Below are 16,989 nucleotides of genomic sequence, written 5' to 3'. Positions count from 1 at the left end.
TGTTTGAGCTCTTATCGATTGGTTATCAGAAAAATAGCAGATATCGCAACCATTTACGACCGATCCATGCGTGTAGGTTAAATCCTGTTTCTGCAAATACCTCGTTTATTTCAGTAGAGTAGAGGTATCAATTTAATGTGACTTATGTCGCATTTAGAATTTTGGCTCTAAATTTCTTCTTGTTTGATTCGAATTCTTGAGCCAAGATTATTTGCAATAAAACAGTGTTCGATTGAAAAATGAGAGAAGGAATAAGAATATGGAAAACGTAATTAATCAACCAACAAAAGCGTTTATCGGTGCATCTTGGGCATGCTTATTTGCGGGCTTTGGTGGGTTTCTTCTGGGCTTGTGGAACTCAGAGTTACTACTGAATGAAAAAGGATTCTACTTCACGGTTATTTTGCTTGGTCTGTATGCCGCCATTTCGTTGCAAAAAACTGTTCGAGATAAGTCTGAAGGTATTCCTGTAACAGATTTGTATTTTGGGCTTTCATGGGTAGCGATATTGGCTTCAGTTGCTTTAATGGGGGCAGGGCTATGGAATGCTGATATGTTGCTTAGCGAAAAAGGCTTCTATGGTCTGGCGTTTCTAATGTCTCTCTTTGCTGCTATTACGGTACAGAAAAATACTCGTGACATGAGTTTACTGAAAAAAGCAGAAGAACCAGTAGAAGAAGAGCATCACTCTCAAGTAGATTGGTCAGAGTCCGAAGCCACTGACGATAAAAAATAGATACCAAAATTAGACTAACAGATATTAGTTCAAGCGCAGGCATATATGCCCGCGCTTTTGCATTCAACCTTGAGCGAAAACCGAGGCAATTTCCCCCAATACTTCTGGGTTGGCAATGGCACCAATGTTTTTGACTTCATTGCCATGGATGACCTCTTTAACAGCCACTTCCACCAATTTACCTGACTTAGTTCTTGGTATGTCGCTAACCGCATAAATCAGAGAAGGAACGTGTCTGGGTGAACATCGATTTTTTAGTGTCGACTTGATCTCGTCAATTCGCTCGTCCGACAAAATTTGCCCATCTTCCATCTGAACAAACAGTACGATTCTTTCGTCCCCTTCCCATTGCTGACCAACGGCAATCGAATCAACAATGCCATCTAGCTGATTCACCTGCTGATAAATTTCCGCAGTGCCGATCCTTATCCCGCCTGGGTTGAGTACGGTATCGCTGCGCCCATAGAAAATCATTCCTTTTCTGGACGTCATTTCCACATCATCACCGTGATGCCATACGTTCTCAAATTCTCCCCAATAGGCATTGTGATAACGCTCACCACTGTCTTGCCAGAAACCGATTGGCTGGTTAGGAAAGCTGTTAAGGCAGACAAGTTCTCCTCTTTCACCAAGAACAGAATTCCCCTGACTGTTAAAGACACGGACATCCAACCCCAAGCCCGCCGCTTGGCATTCACCCCGATAGACTGGGGACATAGGGTTACCCAAAACAAAACAGCCACAAATGTCGGTTCCGCCAGAAATCGAAGCAAGATGGATATCGCTACCAATGTTTTGGTAGACATAGTTAAATTGTTCGGGAAACAAAACAGAACCTGTAGAGCACAATGTTTTCACTGAACTCAGATCATAGTGTTCAGCTGGGTGGTAACCGTTTTTTTCTAATGCAGCCAGATATTTTGCGGAAGTACCGAACAGTTTTACTTTGGAGGACTCTGCCAGTTCCCATAAGATGCCCTGATGCGGGAACACCGGGCTACCATCAAATATGACGAGCGTTGCTCCGCTAGCCAGAGCGGAAACGTGCCAATTCCACATCATCCACCCGCAAGTGGTGTAGTAGAAAGCTTTATCTCCCCGTTTAACATCACAGTGAAGCTGGTGTTCCTTCATATGATTCAGCAAAGTACCGCCCACGGAGTGTGTGATGCACTTTGGTTTGCCAGTGGTGCCTGAGGAATAAAGAATGAACAGAGGTGAATTGAAGCCGACTCTTTGGTATTCCAGCTTCTTTGCTTCGTAGTTTCCGAGGATAACTGACCAAGATGAAAAATCGCTTTGCACATCGGTATTTAAATACTGTATTTCACAGACTTGATTAAGTGAAATAAGCTGTTCATTTAATGCCTGATTCTTTTCACGCATAGAATGCTGTTTACCCGCAAAGCTGTACCCGTCACAACAGAACAATACTTTAGGTTTTACCTGCCCAAATCGTTCCAAAACACTGTCGATGCCAAAGTCGGGAGACGTTGAAGTCCAGATGGCGCCGAGGCTGGTTGCTGCAAGCATCGCGATGACGGTTTCTGGTAAATAGGGGAGGTAGCCGGCAACAACATCTCCCTTTTCTACACCACAATCTATTAGCCATTGCTGGATAACTGACACCTGTTCACAAACGTCACGCCAGCTTAGGCTTACCTGCTGACCTCGCTCATTATGGAACTCGATAGCTATTGCGTTTGGGGTTCGAGATCCATTAGCCAGTAAATTCTCGGCGTAGTTGAGTGAAGCATTAGGGAACCATAAGGTGTCGCGGCTGCTTGCTGGAGATTCCCATTTTGAGGGACCCACCTCCCTGACGGTATTGCCTTTATTGCCAATCAGATTGGTAAAGTCCCACAAGCTTGTCCAGAAATCTTCACTAGAACTTACGGACCACGAGTGCAGAGATGGGTAGTCAGAAAGACACAAATCAAAGTCCTTGTTCACTTTCTGAATGAACTGGGTGATATGAGCATTTTCGACCCGGTTTGGATCTGGTGACCAGATTGGTGATACGTCTGACATAACGACTCCGAAATCTGCGAAAAATGAGTAAGGAACAACCTGAGTTGGAACCTAAAGTACTCAGTTTATTGAAGTGTATAGATCTATAGTTGTAAATAATTTGTTGAACAATCAGTTGATTCAGTCACAATTCCCTTTGTCTTGTGAGATTTCATGGAATTACGAATGATTAAGTTAGCCATTATTGGAACCAATTGGATCACTGAACGATTTTTAAATGCAGCACTGCTGACCGAACAATATGCACTGAGCGCTGTCTATTCACGATCTGAGGAAACAGGCAGGCAGTTTGCGTCGAAGTTTGATTGTGAGGTGGTGTTTACTGAATTCGGTGAACTGTGCTCAGATGAATCCATAGATGCGGTTTACATTGCAAGCCCTAATTCATTCCATTGCCAACAGGCTATTGCTCTTATGAATAGCGGGAAGCACGTTATTTGTGAGAAACCGCTTGCTTCTAACTACGATGAAGTACAAAAGATGTTTCAGGTAGCAGAAGAGAATCAGGTTGTTCTCTTTGAAGCCTTTAAAACTGACTACCTGCCTAACTTCAACCTGATAAAACAGCGCATGAACGACATCGCACCCGTTCGAAAAGCCGTTTTGAACTACTGTCAGTATTCTTCTCGCTACCAGAAATACTTAAATGGTGAAAACCCAAATACTTTTAATCCAGAATTTTCGAATGGCTCAGCTATGGACATCGGATATTACTGCGTTGCCAGTGCTATCAGCCTGTTTGGGGAACCAGAACGCGTGAGCGCAACCGCAATAATGCTGGATTCTGGTGTGGACGGGCAGGGAAGTATGCTGTTTGAGTACAATGGGTTTGATGTGGTGATTCTCCATTCTAAAATTGCAGATTCTGCCATTCCTAGTGAGATACAGGGCGAAAAAGGTAACCTGATTATCCATGCGCTATCAGACGCCGAAAAAGTAGAGTTCAAACCCAGAGGGGAGTTGGTGCAAGATATTACGCTGCCTTCAGATGAACAGAGCATGCGCTATGAAGCTGAGTTTTTTGTGCAGTTAGTTCGTGAAGGAAAAGCAGACAAAGTGTCAAAGCAACGTTCTTTGTCTACCGCGAAGATCCTGACTGAAGTGAGAAAGCAGATTGGGTTGGTTTATCCCGCCGACAGGTAAAAAAACGAACTCGCCAGAGCCCATCAGGCTTTTTCTACTTTCTCTGGTCTTGTTGAAGGGTGGGAGATGGCAGTAAGCCTTTGTACCGTCTTTGATGCACCCACAAACCTTGAAAGCTCGTTTTTCGAAACGGGCTTTCCTTTTAAGTACCCTTGAATGTAGTCACATTCATAGTTTCTAAGCATGTCTAACTGAGCCTGAGTTTCGACCCCTTCTGCCACCACTTCCAACTGGATGGCATGTGACATCTGAATAATGGCTTCACATAGCTGAGCAGATTTGTCTCCCGGTTTGTCCATTTTCCAGATGAAACTGCGATCCATCTTTACGACATCAAATGGATAGTCATTGAGAACAGATAGTGAGGAATAGCCAGTTCCAAAGTCGTCCAGATACAGGCTCACCCCCAGTGATTTGATTTGCTTGAGCGTGCTCAGTGCCGTGCTGTGGTTTAAAAGTGTCGATTCAGTAATTTCGACACCTAAGCGTGACGCTGGGAATCGATACTTTTTCAGTACATGACGAAGAGTTTTAACGATATGGCCCGATTTAAGCTGCTTTACCGATACATTAACGTTGATGCGTGGGCATTTCCCTGATTCAGATTTGTCCCATAGTTCCTGAATGGTTGAACACACTTCCTCTAGCACCCAATCGCCAATTTCAATGATTTGATTGGTTTCTTCGGCAACAGGAATGAAGGTATCTGGCGAAATCCAACCCTTATCCGGGTGTTTCCAGCGTAGCAGCGCTTCAAATGCTGAAAGCTGGTTTGATTCGGTCGAAAACACGGGCTGATAGTTGAGCAACAGTTGTTTTCTATTGTGTGCCTCACTCAATTCGTTTTCGATAGTGAATCGCTGCTTTGCCTGATCAAACATGGTGTTTTCGTAAAAAACAATCTGGCTTGATGAAGATTTTTTCGCCCGGTACATGGCTGTATCGGCTTCCCGCAGAATATTGGTTAACGTCTGGGTGGAAGAATTAACGGTCGTGACTCCAATACTCGCACCTATGTTGTATAACTGACCATTACAGTTGTAAGGCTCGGTTAAAGCACTTAAGTATCTCTGGCAGACGTTATTAATGTCGTAGCGATTTAGCTTGTTTCGCAGGCAGACAATGAACTCATCTCCACCGAATCGATAGCATATGTCGTCATTTCTTACGTTGCTTTGTAGTCTTAACGCAACCTGCTGCAACAGGAGATCGCCAACCATGTGACCCATCGAGTCGTTGACGATTTTGAAGCGATCCAAATCGATAAACAGAATGGCAAAGCCATTGCCTCCGTTTGGAGTGATGTTCTCAATAAATTCTTGAAGTTGTTCGGCAAGCGCCTGTCTGTTGAACAAACCAGTGAGTGCGTCATGCGTTGCCTGTGTACGCAGTTTCTGGGTTTTCTCAGCGACCAGCTTGTTCGATACTCTGAGCCGATTAGCATAGCTTTTCACACTGACTGAAACCGACAGAGTCAGCATAAAAATCAGTAATGTTGAAACCGTACTGTAAATATAGGGTCGGTAGTCTTTTGATAAGTGTGTAACAGTGACACTTAACGATTTATCTAATATAGGGAAATATAATGTTCGGGTGGCTGATGGATATTTAATCAAACCGTATTGATTCTGTTTAAAGCTTTGATTTTCGGTTTTAAATAGCTGACGACTATCGTCGTCTTCGACCAATATATCGATATTTTTCGCAATGATTTCTTCCTGCCACGTCAGCTCTAAAAATTCGTGGAGGATAATATTCATTACCAAAATGCCTAAAGTTTGCCCACTTCCAGACTGCACAGGCAAATAGATTTGTAACCCTCTTCTTCCTTCATGGTAAAACGTGGAAGCCTTCACTTCGTTAATTTCTATTGCCCGTTTTAATGCAAAATTGTTTGGGCAATGGCTCTCAATTCTTGAACCCAGAAAGTCGCTGCCTTCAAATTTAGGGGAGGCAAACAACACGGGGAATGCATGTCGACCAAGCCAACTGGCACAGGCATAAGTAGTTGAAAGTGAGGGAGTAATTGTATAACCCAATTGACCACTGAGATTCGCCAGACTTTGCGCTTGAAGTTTGTCTTCTGTCGAAATTAAAGGTGCCCAGAAAATAGTATGAATACCAGAACCAATGCCCGTTCTGTCTTTTAATAGTGTATGAAATTGTTCTGATGATAAGTTGTTGTTAATTTGAAGGAAATCACGAGTGGAATGCAGAATAGTAGTAAGAGAACCAATAGATTTCTCTAAGGTTTTTACCTTTTCGTTTGTTTGCAGTTCAAGGGCGTATTGCGCGCGTTTGTTTTCGTAATAGTTAATTGTAAATAAACAAAGGAGGGCGACTAAAATTCCTATTAGCCAAATATAGGTTGTTCGCGGCTGAATCCGGTTATATTTCAATCTTTTCTCAGGTCTTTCTGGTAGCAACTCGATTAATGTTAGTCATATTTTTTAAATATGTAAATGATATTTATTATCAACTGTAAATATAAATACTGACTCATTTGCGTATTCGTAAATGATAAACAGAGGGCGCATAAGGTTGTGAGATTAGTCAGCGCTCATGACAGATTTATGACATGCCATGAGCGCGAGACTAAAGCTGGATCTATATCGCAGAAATTTCAGGATTTTGTTGAGAGTCAGGGTGCTTGTCTACCCAAATCAAACTTACAAAGGCTGCAATGGCGCACACCAGCATGATGATTCCAAGAGGAAGCTGATTGCTTGCAGGCAATGCAGAAGCCGCTAATGTGGCTACACCAGCCCCAAAATTCTGCATTCCTCCTAGTACTGCGCCAGCCGTGCCAGCATGTGCAGGAAATGGTGCAATCGCTCCCGTTGTTGCCGCAGGAAACAACACCCCGGCACCAAGGAAATAGACGGTAGCGCCACCAACCAAAGTCACGGCAGTGGTCTGGTCGTTCAATCCCGGTAGCAAAACAATGCCAGAGCCCAGAATTGCAGCAATCAAACCAAAGTTCATCGCGTATTTTTCGGAGAACTTTTCCGCAATCACGCTGGATAGCCCTGCACCTGCAAGATAGCCGGGAATTGGGGCAATAAATAACAGGCTTACTACCGTTGCCGGTAAGTTAAGTGTTCCGCCCAATAACACCCCAGCCGCAGCTTCAAACACAGCAACACCTGAAAATGTTGCGATAAGGCATCCCAGATATCCCTGGAATCGGCGGTTTGATAAAACATAGCGATAATTCTGCCAGACTGGTGCCGCATTTCTTCTTGATTTGGGCAGGGTCTCTTTAAAGCTTGTCATCATGGTGAGCACGACAGCCGCTGCAAACAAAGCAAGAAACAGATAACTGCTGCGCCAGCCGAATGTTTCAGTCAGGTATCCACCTAGTAATGGAGCAACTAAAGGCGAAAAGATGACGCACATACTGATTAGGCTGTTGGCTCGATGCAGCCTGCTTCCTTCGAAACAGTCGCGTGTCAGTGTTCTGGCCATTGCTCCACCACAGCCAATGCCAGCCCCTTGAATAAAGCTTCCTAACAGAAATACATCGTAATTGTGTGCAAACAGAGCAACCAAGGTACCCAGTAGGTAGATGATCAGTCCAACCACGATAATGGGCTTTCTGCCTAAGCGATCTGAGAGGGGACCATATATGAACTGAGATAATCCATAAGGAATCAAATAGCACGCCATTACTGCCTGCAATACGGCAGGATCAACAATAAACTCAGACGCCATATGTCCAATAGAGGGGACGTACATGGTTTGAGTCATCTGACCAACAGCGGTCAGAATTGCGATCAGAAAGGTCAACCGAGCCAAAGGCACAGATGAAGGCATGTTTACTACTCCTAATGGAAAATATTGGGTATTTCGATACTCGGGAAATGAAAAGAAATGCTATCTGGCGTTTATTTAAACTGTATATTTACCAGATACAACACAAAATCCCGATACGGGCGAGATAGTAAGAGTAAAGCCTTTGTCAGACAAGAAAAAACAGATAGCCCAAGCACGATAGTTTTCTATGATTATGATTAGAAAAACTAATGCGAAATAAATGGCAGTAAATTCCTTGGGCTATTGAGAAAAGGGAAATGAAAGCGAGGTTAGTTCTGTTGGTCGGATTCTGTCCACATTATTTCTATTGGGGTTCCCACTTGAACTAAATCCATAAACTCGTCCATCTCATCATCTGTAATGGCAATACAGCCCTCAGTCCAGTCTACCTGAAGATATTTGTTCTTAGGGTTGTTGCCATGAACCATGATAAAGCCACCAGGATCGACGCCCAGCTCTTTGGCTTTCGCTTTGTCTGCTGTATTGGGGTAGCTGATGTGCATGGCTCTGTGGAATGCCGAGTCTTCTTTTTTGTAATCCAGAATGTATCGACCCTCTGGGGTTTTGTGGTCGCCTTCCTGAACTTTATGCCCCTTGGGAGAGCCACCTAAAGCGATCCGGTATTCCTTAATGATTTTTCCTTCATCAATTAGGTACATTTTCCTCTCAGCCTTGACGACTTTGACAAGATCGACTGAGGAACAGGCAAGTGTAGGGAGAAACAACGTTATGATTGAAAGGCAAAGAGTGAGTGTTTTTTTTATCATTTTTATAAATGTTTTATCTGTCGTAACCATTAAATTGACCCTGATGGTTACTGTTGTGTCAATGAACTATACGAGCAATCTACTTCAAGTTTATGAATTGAGCGAGAAAAAATGAACATGGATTATCAGCCTAGCTCTTATGTCTGAATGAAATTTATGCAAGCCTGCATCACACGACAATTTGGGTAAGAGCGGTTGGTAAACACACATTATTGCTGGAAGCGACCTAAAAGAATGACCGCATCCTGCTTTTACAAGCCGGATGCAATTTTCGAAATTAAAGGTCTAATGCAATCATTATTCTTCCATTTTGTTGATGAGTTTTCTCAAATACGGAAGTAAATCGCTGGCGAGTAACCCTACTGTGCCTTCCTCTCTGGCACACCAGTCAGCGGCATTACTGTGAAGCCATACCCCTAGCTTCGCAGCGTCCAGCAAGTTCAGTTTTTGCCCTAACAAACTGCCGATTACACCGCTTAATACATCTCCCATTCCACCTGTCGACATGCCGGGGTTGCCCTGACCGCAGACCCAGAAGGTTCCGCCATCGTAAACAATGGTGCCTGCACCTTTTAATACAACAACCCCACCAAATTTTTCATGCAGGTTCGCCGCAGCCTGATAGCGGTTGTCCTCTACTTCTGCCACTGTGCATTCAAGTAATCGGGAGGCTTCACCAGGATGAGGAGTAATAATCCGGTTATCATCCTTATCTGGTTGAGTAGCCAGAAAGTTAAGCGCGTCGGCGTCCAGTACCTTTGGTAGGTCAAGATGACAGAACAGATGATAGAGTTCGCTTCCCCAAACCAGTTGACCCAGCCCGGGTCCCAAAACCAAAGTGTCTGCCCACTGAAGTGAGTCATTGACCAGATGCTTATTGCCCATGTTTGGATCGATCATGATTTCTGGATGCGTAGCTAATAAAGAGGGAGCATTGTCCTTGTATGTGATGACTTTAGTTAACCCCGCACCAGTACGTGCACAGGCAGAAGCTGCGAGAGTAATAGCGCCTCCCATACCGTGAGCTCCGCCCACCAAAAGCACCTTGCCAAAATTACCTTTGTGACTGTTAGGCTTTCGTTTGGGTAACGCATCATCAAGGATTCGTGAGCCTATCATCTGATAGGGTGTGGAAACATTCTGTTTAAAATACTCGCTTGTCCCCAGAGAATCGCAACTCAAAGTCCCAGTAAAGTTTTTTGCGCGCCCTGTGACCAGACCTTTTTTCATCCCGATAAATGTTACGGTAAATTCGGCTTCTATTGCTGTCCCGAGAGGGAAGCCAGAATCGGCACAAAGCCCTGAAGGAACATCCACCGCAACAACAGGAGCTGGGTGCAGGTTCACACGTTCAATCACTTCTGCGTATTGTCGCCTGACGTTTCCAGACAACCCCGTACCCAACATGCCATCAATGATCAGTTCCAGATGTTTGGGAAAGGATGAACTTGGCGAAAGAATCTCCCCTCCGATACCCAGCCAACCCTGTTGCGCAGTCAGGGCGTCACCCGTAAGGCGGTCAGAGTCGCCCACATGCCACAAAGTCACATCCAATCCTGAGAGTTTAGCCAACTTGGCAACAACGTATCCGTCACCGCCGTTGTTTCCGGTGCCACATAAAACCAGTATCTTTTTTGCCGTGGCGTATTCATGTGTCATGAGGTGAAAGATGGCTTTGCCCGCTCTTTCCATCAGCTCGTACATGGGGATACCGAGCTTTTTTGCCGCCAGTTTTTCACCTTCTCTAATTTGTGAAGTGGTGTAAATCGGGGTGTGTTGATTGTTCATTGTCCTAGCCTGTTTTAATTTTCAGGTTTGCCCTGTGTTTTGAATCCTGAGTGTAGGTAAGACCTATATGGTTTTGAATGAAAAATTGCTTTTAAAATAAGACACATAAGCAGTTTTTCTTTACCACATAGAACCGAGAAAATTATGGGAAAGCACTGACTATTAGAATAGTCTTTATTAGAGGTTTTATCAGCAATTGGTGTGAATACATGTGACGATTGAGAGGGGAAGGCTTCTTAGAATTTTGCTTATGGAAGTAATTAGAGGATAGCTGTATGAACATCCTGATACAGCCAGCGAGAGCCGCTGGCTGTTCTACTCTGAAGTTTGGAGTTCTATTTTAAACTCCAGCGATCATCTACCCAACCTCCGGCGTTTTCATCAAAGTGAACACCGATAAAGCGATTTTGGTCTTCCATTTTCTGATCTTTACTTGGGTCTTCTGCCAACATTTGGCGTATGTGGCTTGCCATAGGGTCATCGACCGGTTGCTGCTGATTCCTAATTGCGACTTCTTTAATCATTTGAAGGCGATAGGTTGAACTGGCTCTTTTCATAACAATGACTCCTATGTTTGGTGTGTGGAAACCTGAACTGACTATTCAGAACAAGTGAGGGTATAGCAAACTTTAGGAGCCACATCTGACAGCGTCAAACGCGTTTTAAGAACATTTGAGTGGCTGGATATTCCGTTCGGATATCAAGCTTTAATTTGAGCTCAACTGATTGTATTAAGAGTGCAGAGAAGTGGGGTGTAAGAGTATGAAATGAGAGGTTACTTCAATAAAATTGCCAATCGACATGTAAATTTTGACCATGTGTGCGACAGGGTTAATTTCCTGTCGCGGACAGAAAATGAAATTAAATTGAAGCAAGTTCTTCGTAGATAGATGGCACTGAAACGGATAAGAAAGGCTTAATTCGTTCGATAGCTTGTTCGGGTGTCAGCTCTTCAAAATCTTTTGAAACGCTCTGCTTTCCGAATATACCGAGAAACCCTTTTTTCAACACAACGTTAGCAAACAACATGCAATGCTCATTGCCAAAAGGCACAATCTGAAAGGTCGCTTCCTGCTTATTGTGATTGGTGATTTCCACAAAAATACCACCGCCAGCGTGCTCTTCTGTTGGCAAGTTGCCTTCGGTATCCCAAGGGTATTCGGTCATAATGGACATGACCTGCTCGATGGTTGCGTTTTCAGATGAGAAGTGAGTGGGCTCTTTCGCATCACCTTCGCGATAGGAGTAGTGAACGTTGATCATGATGTGTTCCTTTATGAATTGAACCCCAAACTTGGCTTATTGAACCGAGTAAATCATGGGCATTCAATCATAGTTACACCTTTATGTGATATAGGGTCAGAACAGACCCTAGACATGCTGGTCTAGCAATATGGGATTGCCATCGGGATCTTCCAGCATAATATGCGCTGGTCCTGAACTGTTTTCATCGGCTTTGGAAGCAAGCGTAATCCCCGAGCTTTCCAGATGCTTCTGGATATCTCTAACATCGGTGAAGTTTTCAAGGGTAGCGCAGCTTTGCGTCCAGCCGGGGTTGAAGGTCAGCATGTTCTTCTCAAACATCCCCTGAAACAACCCAATTTTATGTTCACCATTAGACATGATGAGCCAATTTTGCGTTTCGTCACCTGCGAATTCAGTAAACCCTAGCGCTTGGTAAAACGCTTTGGATTTCTGTAAGTCTTTGACGGTTAAACTAACCGAAAATGCACCCAGTTCCATCGTCCTCTCCTTGTTTGATCGCTCACGTGGCTATCAATTCTTAGGGTCTGTTGACCTTTCGCGGTTAAATTTTGTTCGAGTTCTATGTGGTTTAATCGCGGCGCAAGGTCTTTCGCTTAGTCATTCTAAGTAAATACCTTGCAACAAAGAGTAAAGCGCATAGAACCGAACCCTTCGGGCAGCATTTGTGGCTCCTTTCTACTGTGTTACCGCTTATTGATGTAGAGCGACTACACCGAATAAGCGCTGCCTTGTATAAAGAACCCACAAATTGCTGCAAAAATCATCTCGAAAGGTCAACAGACCCTAGTAAGAAGCCATGTGATTCCTGTGCTGTTATGGTTAAACGTACTGGGTCAGGTATATCATGCTTTCGATCCTCTTGTGTTTACCGTCCTCACACTCTCTCGGGGTGTCATCAGCTTTTTGCGTAGCTTTAACCCCGGTTTCTCAATTATGTAATAGGAGAACAGAGCGAATGCAAACGCAAGAATGATGTTAGTCGGCCAGTTGGCGTACCACTCTCGGGTCCAGGAATTTAGGAAAGGTTCTTGCCACAGATACAGTGAGTAGCTCAAAACACCCAGCCAAACGGCAGGTTTACTGTTAAGCACTTTAAAGGTGATGCCCTGATTGAATTGGCTATAACGTAAAATCATCAGAGCCGCGCAAACATTGATGATGGTTTGCCCAGCGACATAAAACCAGGCAGGGCTAAGTTTGTAGATTGCACTAGGAACCAGAATCATGGCTGCAGGTATCACGATGAACCAGCCAGAGCCAAAAATCTCAGGGAGCCTGAAGCCACTTTCCTTCATGTAAGCGAGAATACAGCCCATCGCGAGTGCATCGGCGATTGCCTGAAATTCCCGTGTCATGGCTGAAGGGGAACTGCCTGCTTCAAACCACATCCAGTAGCGAACGCAAGGAATGATGACTACAGCGATGACCAATAAGTGTTTGGCATGCTTTTTACCCAACAAAGTCAGAAGTAGAGGCCAGAGAAGATAAAACTGCTCTTCAACCGCGAGTGACCAAGTATGGTTTAACCACCATTCTCTCTCGTGGTGGTAGTTCATGGTGTAAGTGACAGCGTGGAAAAGATCACCGGGCATCAGGGAGATAATCCCAGCATATTCTGCCACTGCGATACAGAGAACGTAAAAATAGAAAGCCGGAAACAGTCGGAATATACGGCGAATGAAAAACTGAGACAGGTTCACTTTTTCGTTTCTGTTCATCTCATTCAGCAAAAGAGTGGTGATCAGAAATCCTGAAATGACAAAAAAGACCTTCACGCCAAAGTTGCCCAAATTGTGAAGAGGCATGAATATCTGCGGAAAGTTTACGGTGCCAACCAAGTGACCAAAACAGACAAGAGAAATGGACGCTGCGCGCAGCCCATCCAGTGATGGAATTCTATTCTCCATGATTTTTCTCCCCGTGTTGCTTAACGAAATGATAGTTGGCCGCTGTCAGGGCCACCAGAATGTAGACAGGCCATGTAAACCCTTGAGTTAAAAAAGAACCCGAAACACTGAAAGCAATGATTCCGGCTAACGTGCCCTCACTCATGGCATAAGTGACAGGTGGGAATCGATCAACGTTCTCACTGACTTTTCTGAGTGAGTAGATGGCAGTTTTGTACATGGTGATCACCATGGCTAAGAAAACGAAAAGACCGACAAATCCTGTTTCACCCAATACGCCGAACCAGGTACTGTGAACCGCATGGTTCTTACCGTCCCAGTAGCTGCTGTAGAAGTAATAGTTGTAGAAGTAGTTATCGATGCCAACTCCGGTAACCGGGTTGTCTAGTGCCATTTTGAATGCGGCTTCCCAGGCATGAATCCGCCCCATAGCTGATTCATCAATACCTTCCTCTGCGGCACCTCCAGACTTTCGTCCGCTGATTCCAGCAGCGAAGTACAAGATCACCATAAGAACGCCACCGCCAGAAAACAGCAGCGCTTTAGATTTCACACGTCGATAAGCAAAAATGCCGAGCACGCTGGCAATGCCAAGTAGCCCGCCTCTGCTTTGAGTCGCAATGATTGCCCATACAATGAGTACGCTGGTAATAGCACCGAAGACACGCTCATATCTGTTCATACCCGGAGCCATAACGAGAGCAAGCGCAAACGAGAAGGGAAACAGTAAGACCAAAGAGAGGTCATTTGGATCTCCAAGTACAGATTGAAAACTTCTGCCGATGGTGACTCGCGTTCCCTCGACCAGACCTATTCCAGCGAGTTTGTTCGAGATAGCTACAAAAGCGACCAGTCCACCGGCAATACAGAAAAGGCGAATAGCGAGTTTGAAATGATTGGGTTGAGTAAGGATCCATGACAAGACGGGCGTCATAATGGCGATTTTGACATACGTACTGGTGAAGTAGTTGATGGAAGCCGTTTTATTACCAGCAAACAGAATTCCGAGCATCACAATAATGAAAAACACCGCAAACCACTTCAGTTCCTTACTTGGCTTGAACTGAATATTTCGTGTGATGGCTATGTGCCAGAAGAAGGTCATCAGTGTCGCCAGTGAGAGCAGCAAAGGAATGCGCAAAGGCATTAGAACCGGAAACGCTTCATGTAACCTGAAATAAGAAAAAACAATAAACAGTAGGGCGAGAAGGACAGGGAAATTAAGTGTAAACAGAATAGCAAAAGGCACAATGGCAAGCGCAACAGGTATCGCAGGATGCGGGACCAGATACCATAGCCCACCCAGCACGGCGCACAGCGCACTGACACAAAAAATCGTGCTCAGGTGTTTGCTGTAGTCTGTTTGCTGTTGGGTAGAAAACATGGCATCTCCTTGATATCTATATGAGAGATAGCAAGGGAAGTGCCAATATATATGGGTTTATAACGTATTGTTTTTAAAGATATAAATATATAAAGAAGTCGACCTTCTCAGAATGAGAGTCAAAATAAATAGAATGATGTGTTGTATGTTTGATATTCAAATGGTATCTTAGCCGCCGCAATGAATTATACACCCAATAAACGAAAGGTTAATTGGGTCTAGCACTATTCTTTCAGCCGGAACGGGCTTTGCGGGCATGCGGTGCCCGCTTTTTTTTACTTTAAATTCTCCATCGCCCAAGCCATAAACTTTCTTTGAGTATCAGAATTTAAATCCTGAAAGGCAGATTGTGCTGACTTAAGAAGATGTTCTTCAGAATGAGTCAACGTAACGGTCGTCTCTTTTTCTGAGCGATAGACCGCAAGTCCTTCACCCTTTTCATTGTATCGGCGAATCGCTCCTTCAAAGTCTTGCAACGTCTGCAAACCACCTATGTGTATCGTATCTATTTTGTAGTCGATTGGGTTGGATGAGGCATCGGTCAGAGTAAAGGCTGGCGCTTTTTCAAATTGGCGTGCATCACTCATTGTTCTGAACGCCTTGTAATCTAAAGTCAGTGACTCTCTTCCTTCGAACAGGAGGACGTAGGGCTGTGAATAGTATTTGGTTCTTCTGCCATCCTCTACCACGATCTGACCAATTGTCACGGCAATCTGATTTAATCCAGGCTGAATCTCCAGAGCTGAGCTGGACTTAATCCACTGACTCTCAATTTTAGCGCCATTGATGGTTCTTGGGGTGAGCTCGTTACTCAGGCTCAATGTAAGTGGGGATGCAAAGGTAAAGCTGGTAAAGCCAGCCAGTGCTAAGACAACTATACGTAAAGCGAATGCCATGAAGCCTCCAGAAACAGGTTAGGGCGGGGTAATATCCCGCCCAGAGTTTTATTTTGACTGATTAGAAGTAGTATTCCACGCCAACGGATACTTCATTAAATGAATCTGACTTCCAGCGATCATAAGTCATGCCTGCGTTACCGGAGTCAACCGTGTTACCACCCATGGTGACATCACGAGCACGTACGTAAAGCACCGCTGATGGGTCTACAAAATACATCGCCTGAGCAGAGATAATATCGTCAGCTGAGTCTGCCACTTTCTCGCCATTCACTTCTAGCTCAAAGTTTTTGGTGTAGCCGACTTTAAACTGCCAGTCGCCTGTGTTGTACATCAAACCAGAAGTCATGGCATTTTGTTTCTCTTCACGCCCGTTATCGACGCCTTCGGTAACTTTTGCATCTTGGATACGATATTGCGCGAAGAAGGAAATACCATTTTCAAACCATCCCTGAACCCCAATCAGGTACGTATTGTTATCCCAGATACGGTTAAAGGTATCTTTGGTTGATGGGTCATGGGCGTCGGGATCAAGCGTGCCATCCTGAAAACTTTCAGCAGTGTTTCGGTTGATCTCATAGGCTGCATCAAACTGGATTGGTCCTACTTTGTAATGTGCAGCAGCGCCTTGCCACCAACCTTCGTCACTTCCGGTTGCTGCGGCTTTGGTTCTTCCGTAAGCCACATCTAGAGTCAGACCGCCCCATTCCGGTGAGTCCCAACGAACCGTGTTTGATGAGCGATCCTGGAACTTTGCACCGCCAATCAGGCCACCCCAGTCCCACACATCACCCAGACCTGGGTTTGCACCGGGCCAGTCAACCACTTCATAGAGTGGTGTCAGAACACGACCTAGTCGGAACTGACCGAATGAATCAAAGTCTTCAAAACCGACAAAGGTATCTCGTTCACCGAAACCGCCGCTTGCCGTGTGATCAGAATAAGAAGGGTCGACATAGCCGCCTTCTATCTGCCAGATAAATTTAGGGCCAAAGTTTTGGAATTGTTTAGAACCTCTGAAACCAATGCGGCTTTCATTGTTGGTTTGAAAGCCAGTAAGGCTAGGGGAGTTTTCGTAGTCACGATAATGCGCCTGTAACGCGATGATTCCGTACACATCGTATTTCGTATCGGTTTCTTCTGCGACAGTTGGAAATGCTGTCAGTGCAACGCTGCTTACTGCCATTGCGATGATGCTAGGCTTAAAGATTTTGTTCATGTTTACTCCTAAAGTGTATAGCTGAATTCTGTGCCA

14 protein-coding genes are annotated in these 16,989 nt (G+C 44.6%); 2 read left to right on the top strand and 12 right to left on the bottom strand.

The window, feature by feature from the left end:
- Positions 1 to 259: 259 nt before the first annotated feature.
- Positions 260 to 736 (top strand): inner membrane protein YiaA, encoded by a 477-nt coding sequence (gene yiaA / locus QMG91_RS24535; protein WP_281830646.1) that lies wholly within the window; start codon positions 260 to 262, stop codon positions 734 to 736.
- Positions 737 to 799: 63 nt separating this feature from the next.
- On the opposite strand, the gene QMG91_RS24530 is transcribed toward yiaA, so the two are convergent.
- Positions 800 to 2,767 (bottom strand): acetoacetate--CoA ligase, encoded by a 1,968-nt coding sequence (locus QMG91_RS24530; RefSeq protein WP_281830645.1) that lies wholly within the window; start codon positions 2,765 to 2,767, stop codon positions 800 to 802.
- A gap of 165 nt (positions 2,768 to 2,932) precedes the next feature.
- On the opposite strand from QMG91_RS24530, the gene QMG91_RS24525 reads away from it, so the two are divergent.
- Complete coding sequence (locus QMG91_RS24525) at positions 2,933 to 3,910, top strand: Gfo/Idh/MocA family protein (RefSeq protein WP_281830644.1); 978 nt, start codon at positions 2,933 to 2,935, stop codon at positions 3,908 to 3,910.
- A gap of 23 nt (positions 3,911 to 3,933) precedes the next feature.
- Here QMG91_RS24525 and QMG91_RS24520 read toward each other — a convergent pair whose 3' ends face one another.
- From QMG91_RS24520 to QMG91_RS24470, 11 genes are all read right to left on the bottom strand, one after another.
- Complete coding sequence (locus tag QMG91_RS24520; RefSeq protein WP_281830642.1) at positions 3,934 to 6,309, bottom strand: bifunctional diguanylate cyclase/phosphodiesterase; 2,376 nt, start codon at positions 6,307 to 6,309, stop codon at positions 3,934 to 3,936.
- 208 nt (positions 6,310 to 6,517) lie between these two features.
- Complete coding sequence (gene emrD / locus QMG91_RS24515; protein ID WP_281830640.1) at positions 6,518 to 7,726, bottom strand: multidrug efflux MFS transporter EmrD; 1,209 nt, start codon at positions 7,724 to 7,726, stop codon at positions 6,518 to 6,520.
- Between the two features lie 269 nt (positions 7,727 to 7,995).
- Positions 7,996 to 8,493, bottom strand: a complete 498-nt coding sequence (locus QMG91_RS24510) for a L,D-transpeptidase family protein (protein ID WP_022561586.1) — start codon at positions 8,491 to 8,493, stop codon at positions 7,996 to 7,998.
- A 297-nt stretch (positions 8,494 to 8,790) separates the two neighbouring features.
- A complete protein-coding gene (locus tag QMG91_RS24505) occupies positions 8,791 to 10,281 on the bottom strand; it encodes an NAD(P)H-hydrate dehydratase (protein ID WP_281870262.1) in 1,491 nt (496 codons plus the stop codon).
- Positions 10,282 to 10,616: 335 nt separating this feature from the next.
- A complete protein-coding gene (locus QMG91_RS24500; protein ID WP_281830638.1) occupies positions 10,617 to 10,838 on the bottom strand; it encodes a hypothetical protein in 222 nt (73 codons plus the stop codon).
- 304 nt (positions 10,839 to 11,142) lie between these two features.
- On the bottom strand, positions 11,143 to 11,544 hold the full coding sequence (locus tag QMG91_RS24495; protein ID WP_281830636.1) for a hypothetical protein: 402 nt from the start codon (positions 11,542 to 11,544) through the stop codon (positions 11,143 to 11,145).
- A gap of 108 nt (positions 11,545 to 11,652) precedes the next feature.
- The gene (locus QMG91_RS24490; protein ID WP_004407306.1) at positions 11,653 to 12,024 is read right to left on the bottom strand and encodes a VOC family protein; all 372 of its coding nucleotides are present in this window, start codon (positions 12,022 to 12,024) and stop codon (positions 11,653 to 11,655) included.
- A 365-nt stretch (positions 12,025 to 12,389) separates the two neighbouring features.
- Complete coding sequence (locus tag QMG91_RS24485) at positions 12,390 to 13,454, bottom strand: acyltransferase family protein (RefSeq protein WP_281830634.1); 1,065 nt, start codon at positions 13,452 to 13,454, stop codon at positions 12,390 to 12,392.
- Positions 13,444 to 14,838, bottom strand: a complete 1,395-nt coding sequence (locus QMG91_RS24480; RefSeq protein WP_281830632.1) for an O-antigen ligase family protein — start codon at positions 14,836 to 14,838, stop codon at positions 13,444 to 13,446. The genes QMG91_RS24485 and QMG91_RS24480 overlap by 11 nt, the downstream gene beginning before the upstream one ends.
- A 275-nt stretch (positions 14,839 to 15,113) precedes the next feature.
- Positions 15,114 to 15,734: a DUF2057 domain-containing protein gene (locus QMG91_RS24475; RefSeq protein ID WP_281830631.1), complete on the bottom strand. Its 621-nt coding sequence runs from the start codon at positions 15,732 to 15,734 to the stop codon at positions 15,114 to 15,116.
- A 61-nt stretch (positions 15,735 to 15,795) separates the two neighbouring features.
- Positions 15,796 to 16,953 (bottom strand): porin, encoded by a 1,158-nt coding sequence (locus QMG91_RS24470; protein ID WP_281830630.1) that lies wholly within the window; start codon positions 16,951 to 16,953, stop codon positions 15,796 to 15,798.
- Positions 16,954 to 16,989 lie beyond the last annotated feature (36 nt).

Origin of the sequence: Vibrio nigripulchritudo (assembly GCF_027924785.1) — a bacterium.
In the GTDB taxonomy this organism is placed as follows: Bacteria; Pseudomonadota; Gammaproteobacteria; order Enterobacterales; family Vibrionaceae; genus Vibrio; species Vibrio nigripulchritudo.
This window is presented reverse-complemented; position numbering and strand designations above follow the sequence as displayed.

What these genes read in the sequence shown, in the direction of transcription:
- QMG91_RS24525 (WP_281830644.1), top strand. Translation starts at nt 2,933, where the DNA reads ATGATTAAGTTAGCCATTATTGGAACCAATTGGATCACTGAACGATTT.
- yiaA (WP_281830646.1), top strand. Translation starts at nt 260, where the DNA reads ATGGAAAACGTAATTAATCAACCAACAAAAGCGTTTATCGGTGCATCT.
- QMG91_RS24500 (WP_281830638.1), bottom strand. Translation starts at nt 10,838, where the DNA reads ATGAAAAGAGCCAGTTCAACCTATCGCCTTCAAATGATTAAAGAAGTC.
- QMG91_RS24495 (WP_281830636.1), bottom strand. Translation starts at nt 11,544, where the DNA reads ATGATCAACGTTCACTACTCCTATCGCGAAGGTGATGCGAAAGAGCCC.
- QMG91_RS24505 (WP_281870262.1), bottom strand. Translation starts at nt 10,281, where the DNA reads ATGAACAATCAACACACCCCGATTTACACCACTTCACAAATTAGAGAA.
- QMG91_RS24490 (WP_004407306.1), bottom strand. Translation starts at nt 12,024, where the DNA reads ATGGAACTGGGTGCATTTTCGGTTAGTTTAACCGTCAAAGACTTACAG.
- QMG91_RS24470 (WP_281830630.1), bottom strand. Translation starts at nt 16,953, where the DNA reads ATGAACAAAATCTTTAAGCCTAGCATCATCGCAATGGCAGTAAGCAGC.
- QMG91_RS24485 (WP_281830634.1), bottom strand. Translation starts at nt 13,454, where the DNA reads ATGGAGAATAGAATTCCATCACTGGATGGGCTGCGCGCAGCGTCCATT.
- QMG91_RS24480 (WP_281830632.1), bottom strand. Translation starts at nt 14,838, where the DNA reads ATGTTTTCTACCCAACAGCAAACAGACTACAGCAAACACCTGAGCACG.
- emrD (WP_281830640.1), bottom strand. Translation starts at nt 7,726, where the DNA reads ATGCCTTCATCTGTGCCTTTGGCTCGGTTGACCTTTCTGATCGCAATT.
- QMG91_RS24530 (WP_281830645.1), bottom strand. Translation starts at nt 2,767, where the DNA reads ATGTCAGACGTATCACCAATCTGGTCACCAGATCCAAACCGGGTCGAA.
- QMG91_RS24510 (WP_022561586.1), bottom strand. Translation starts at nt 8,493, where the DNA reads ATGATAAAAAAAACACTCACTCTTTGCCTTTCAATCATAACGTTGTTT.
- QMG91_RS24475 (WP_281830631.1), bottom strand. Translation starts at nt 15,734, where the DNA reads ATGGCATTCGCTTTACGTATAGTTGTCTTAGCACTGGCTGGCTTTACC.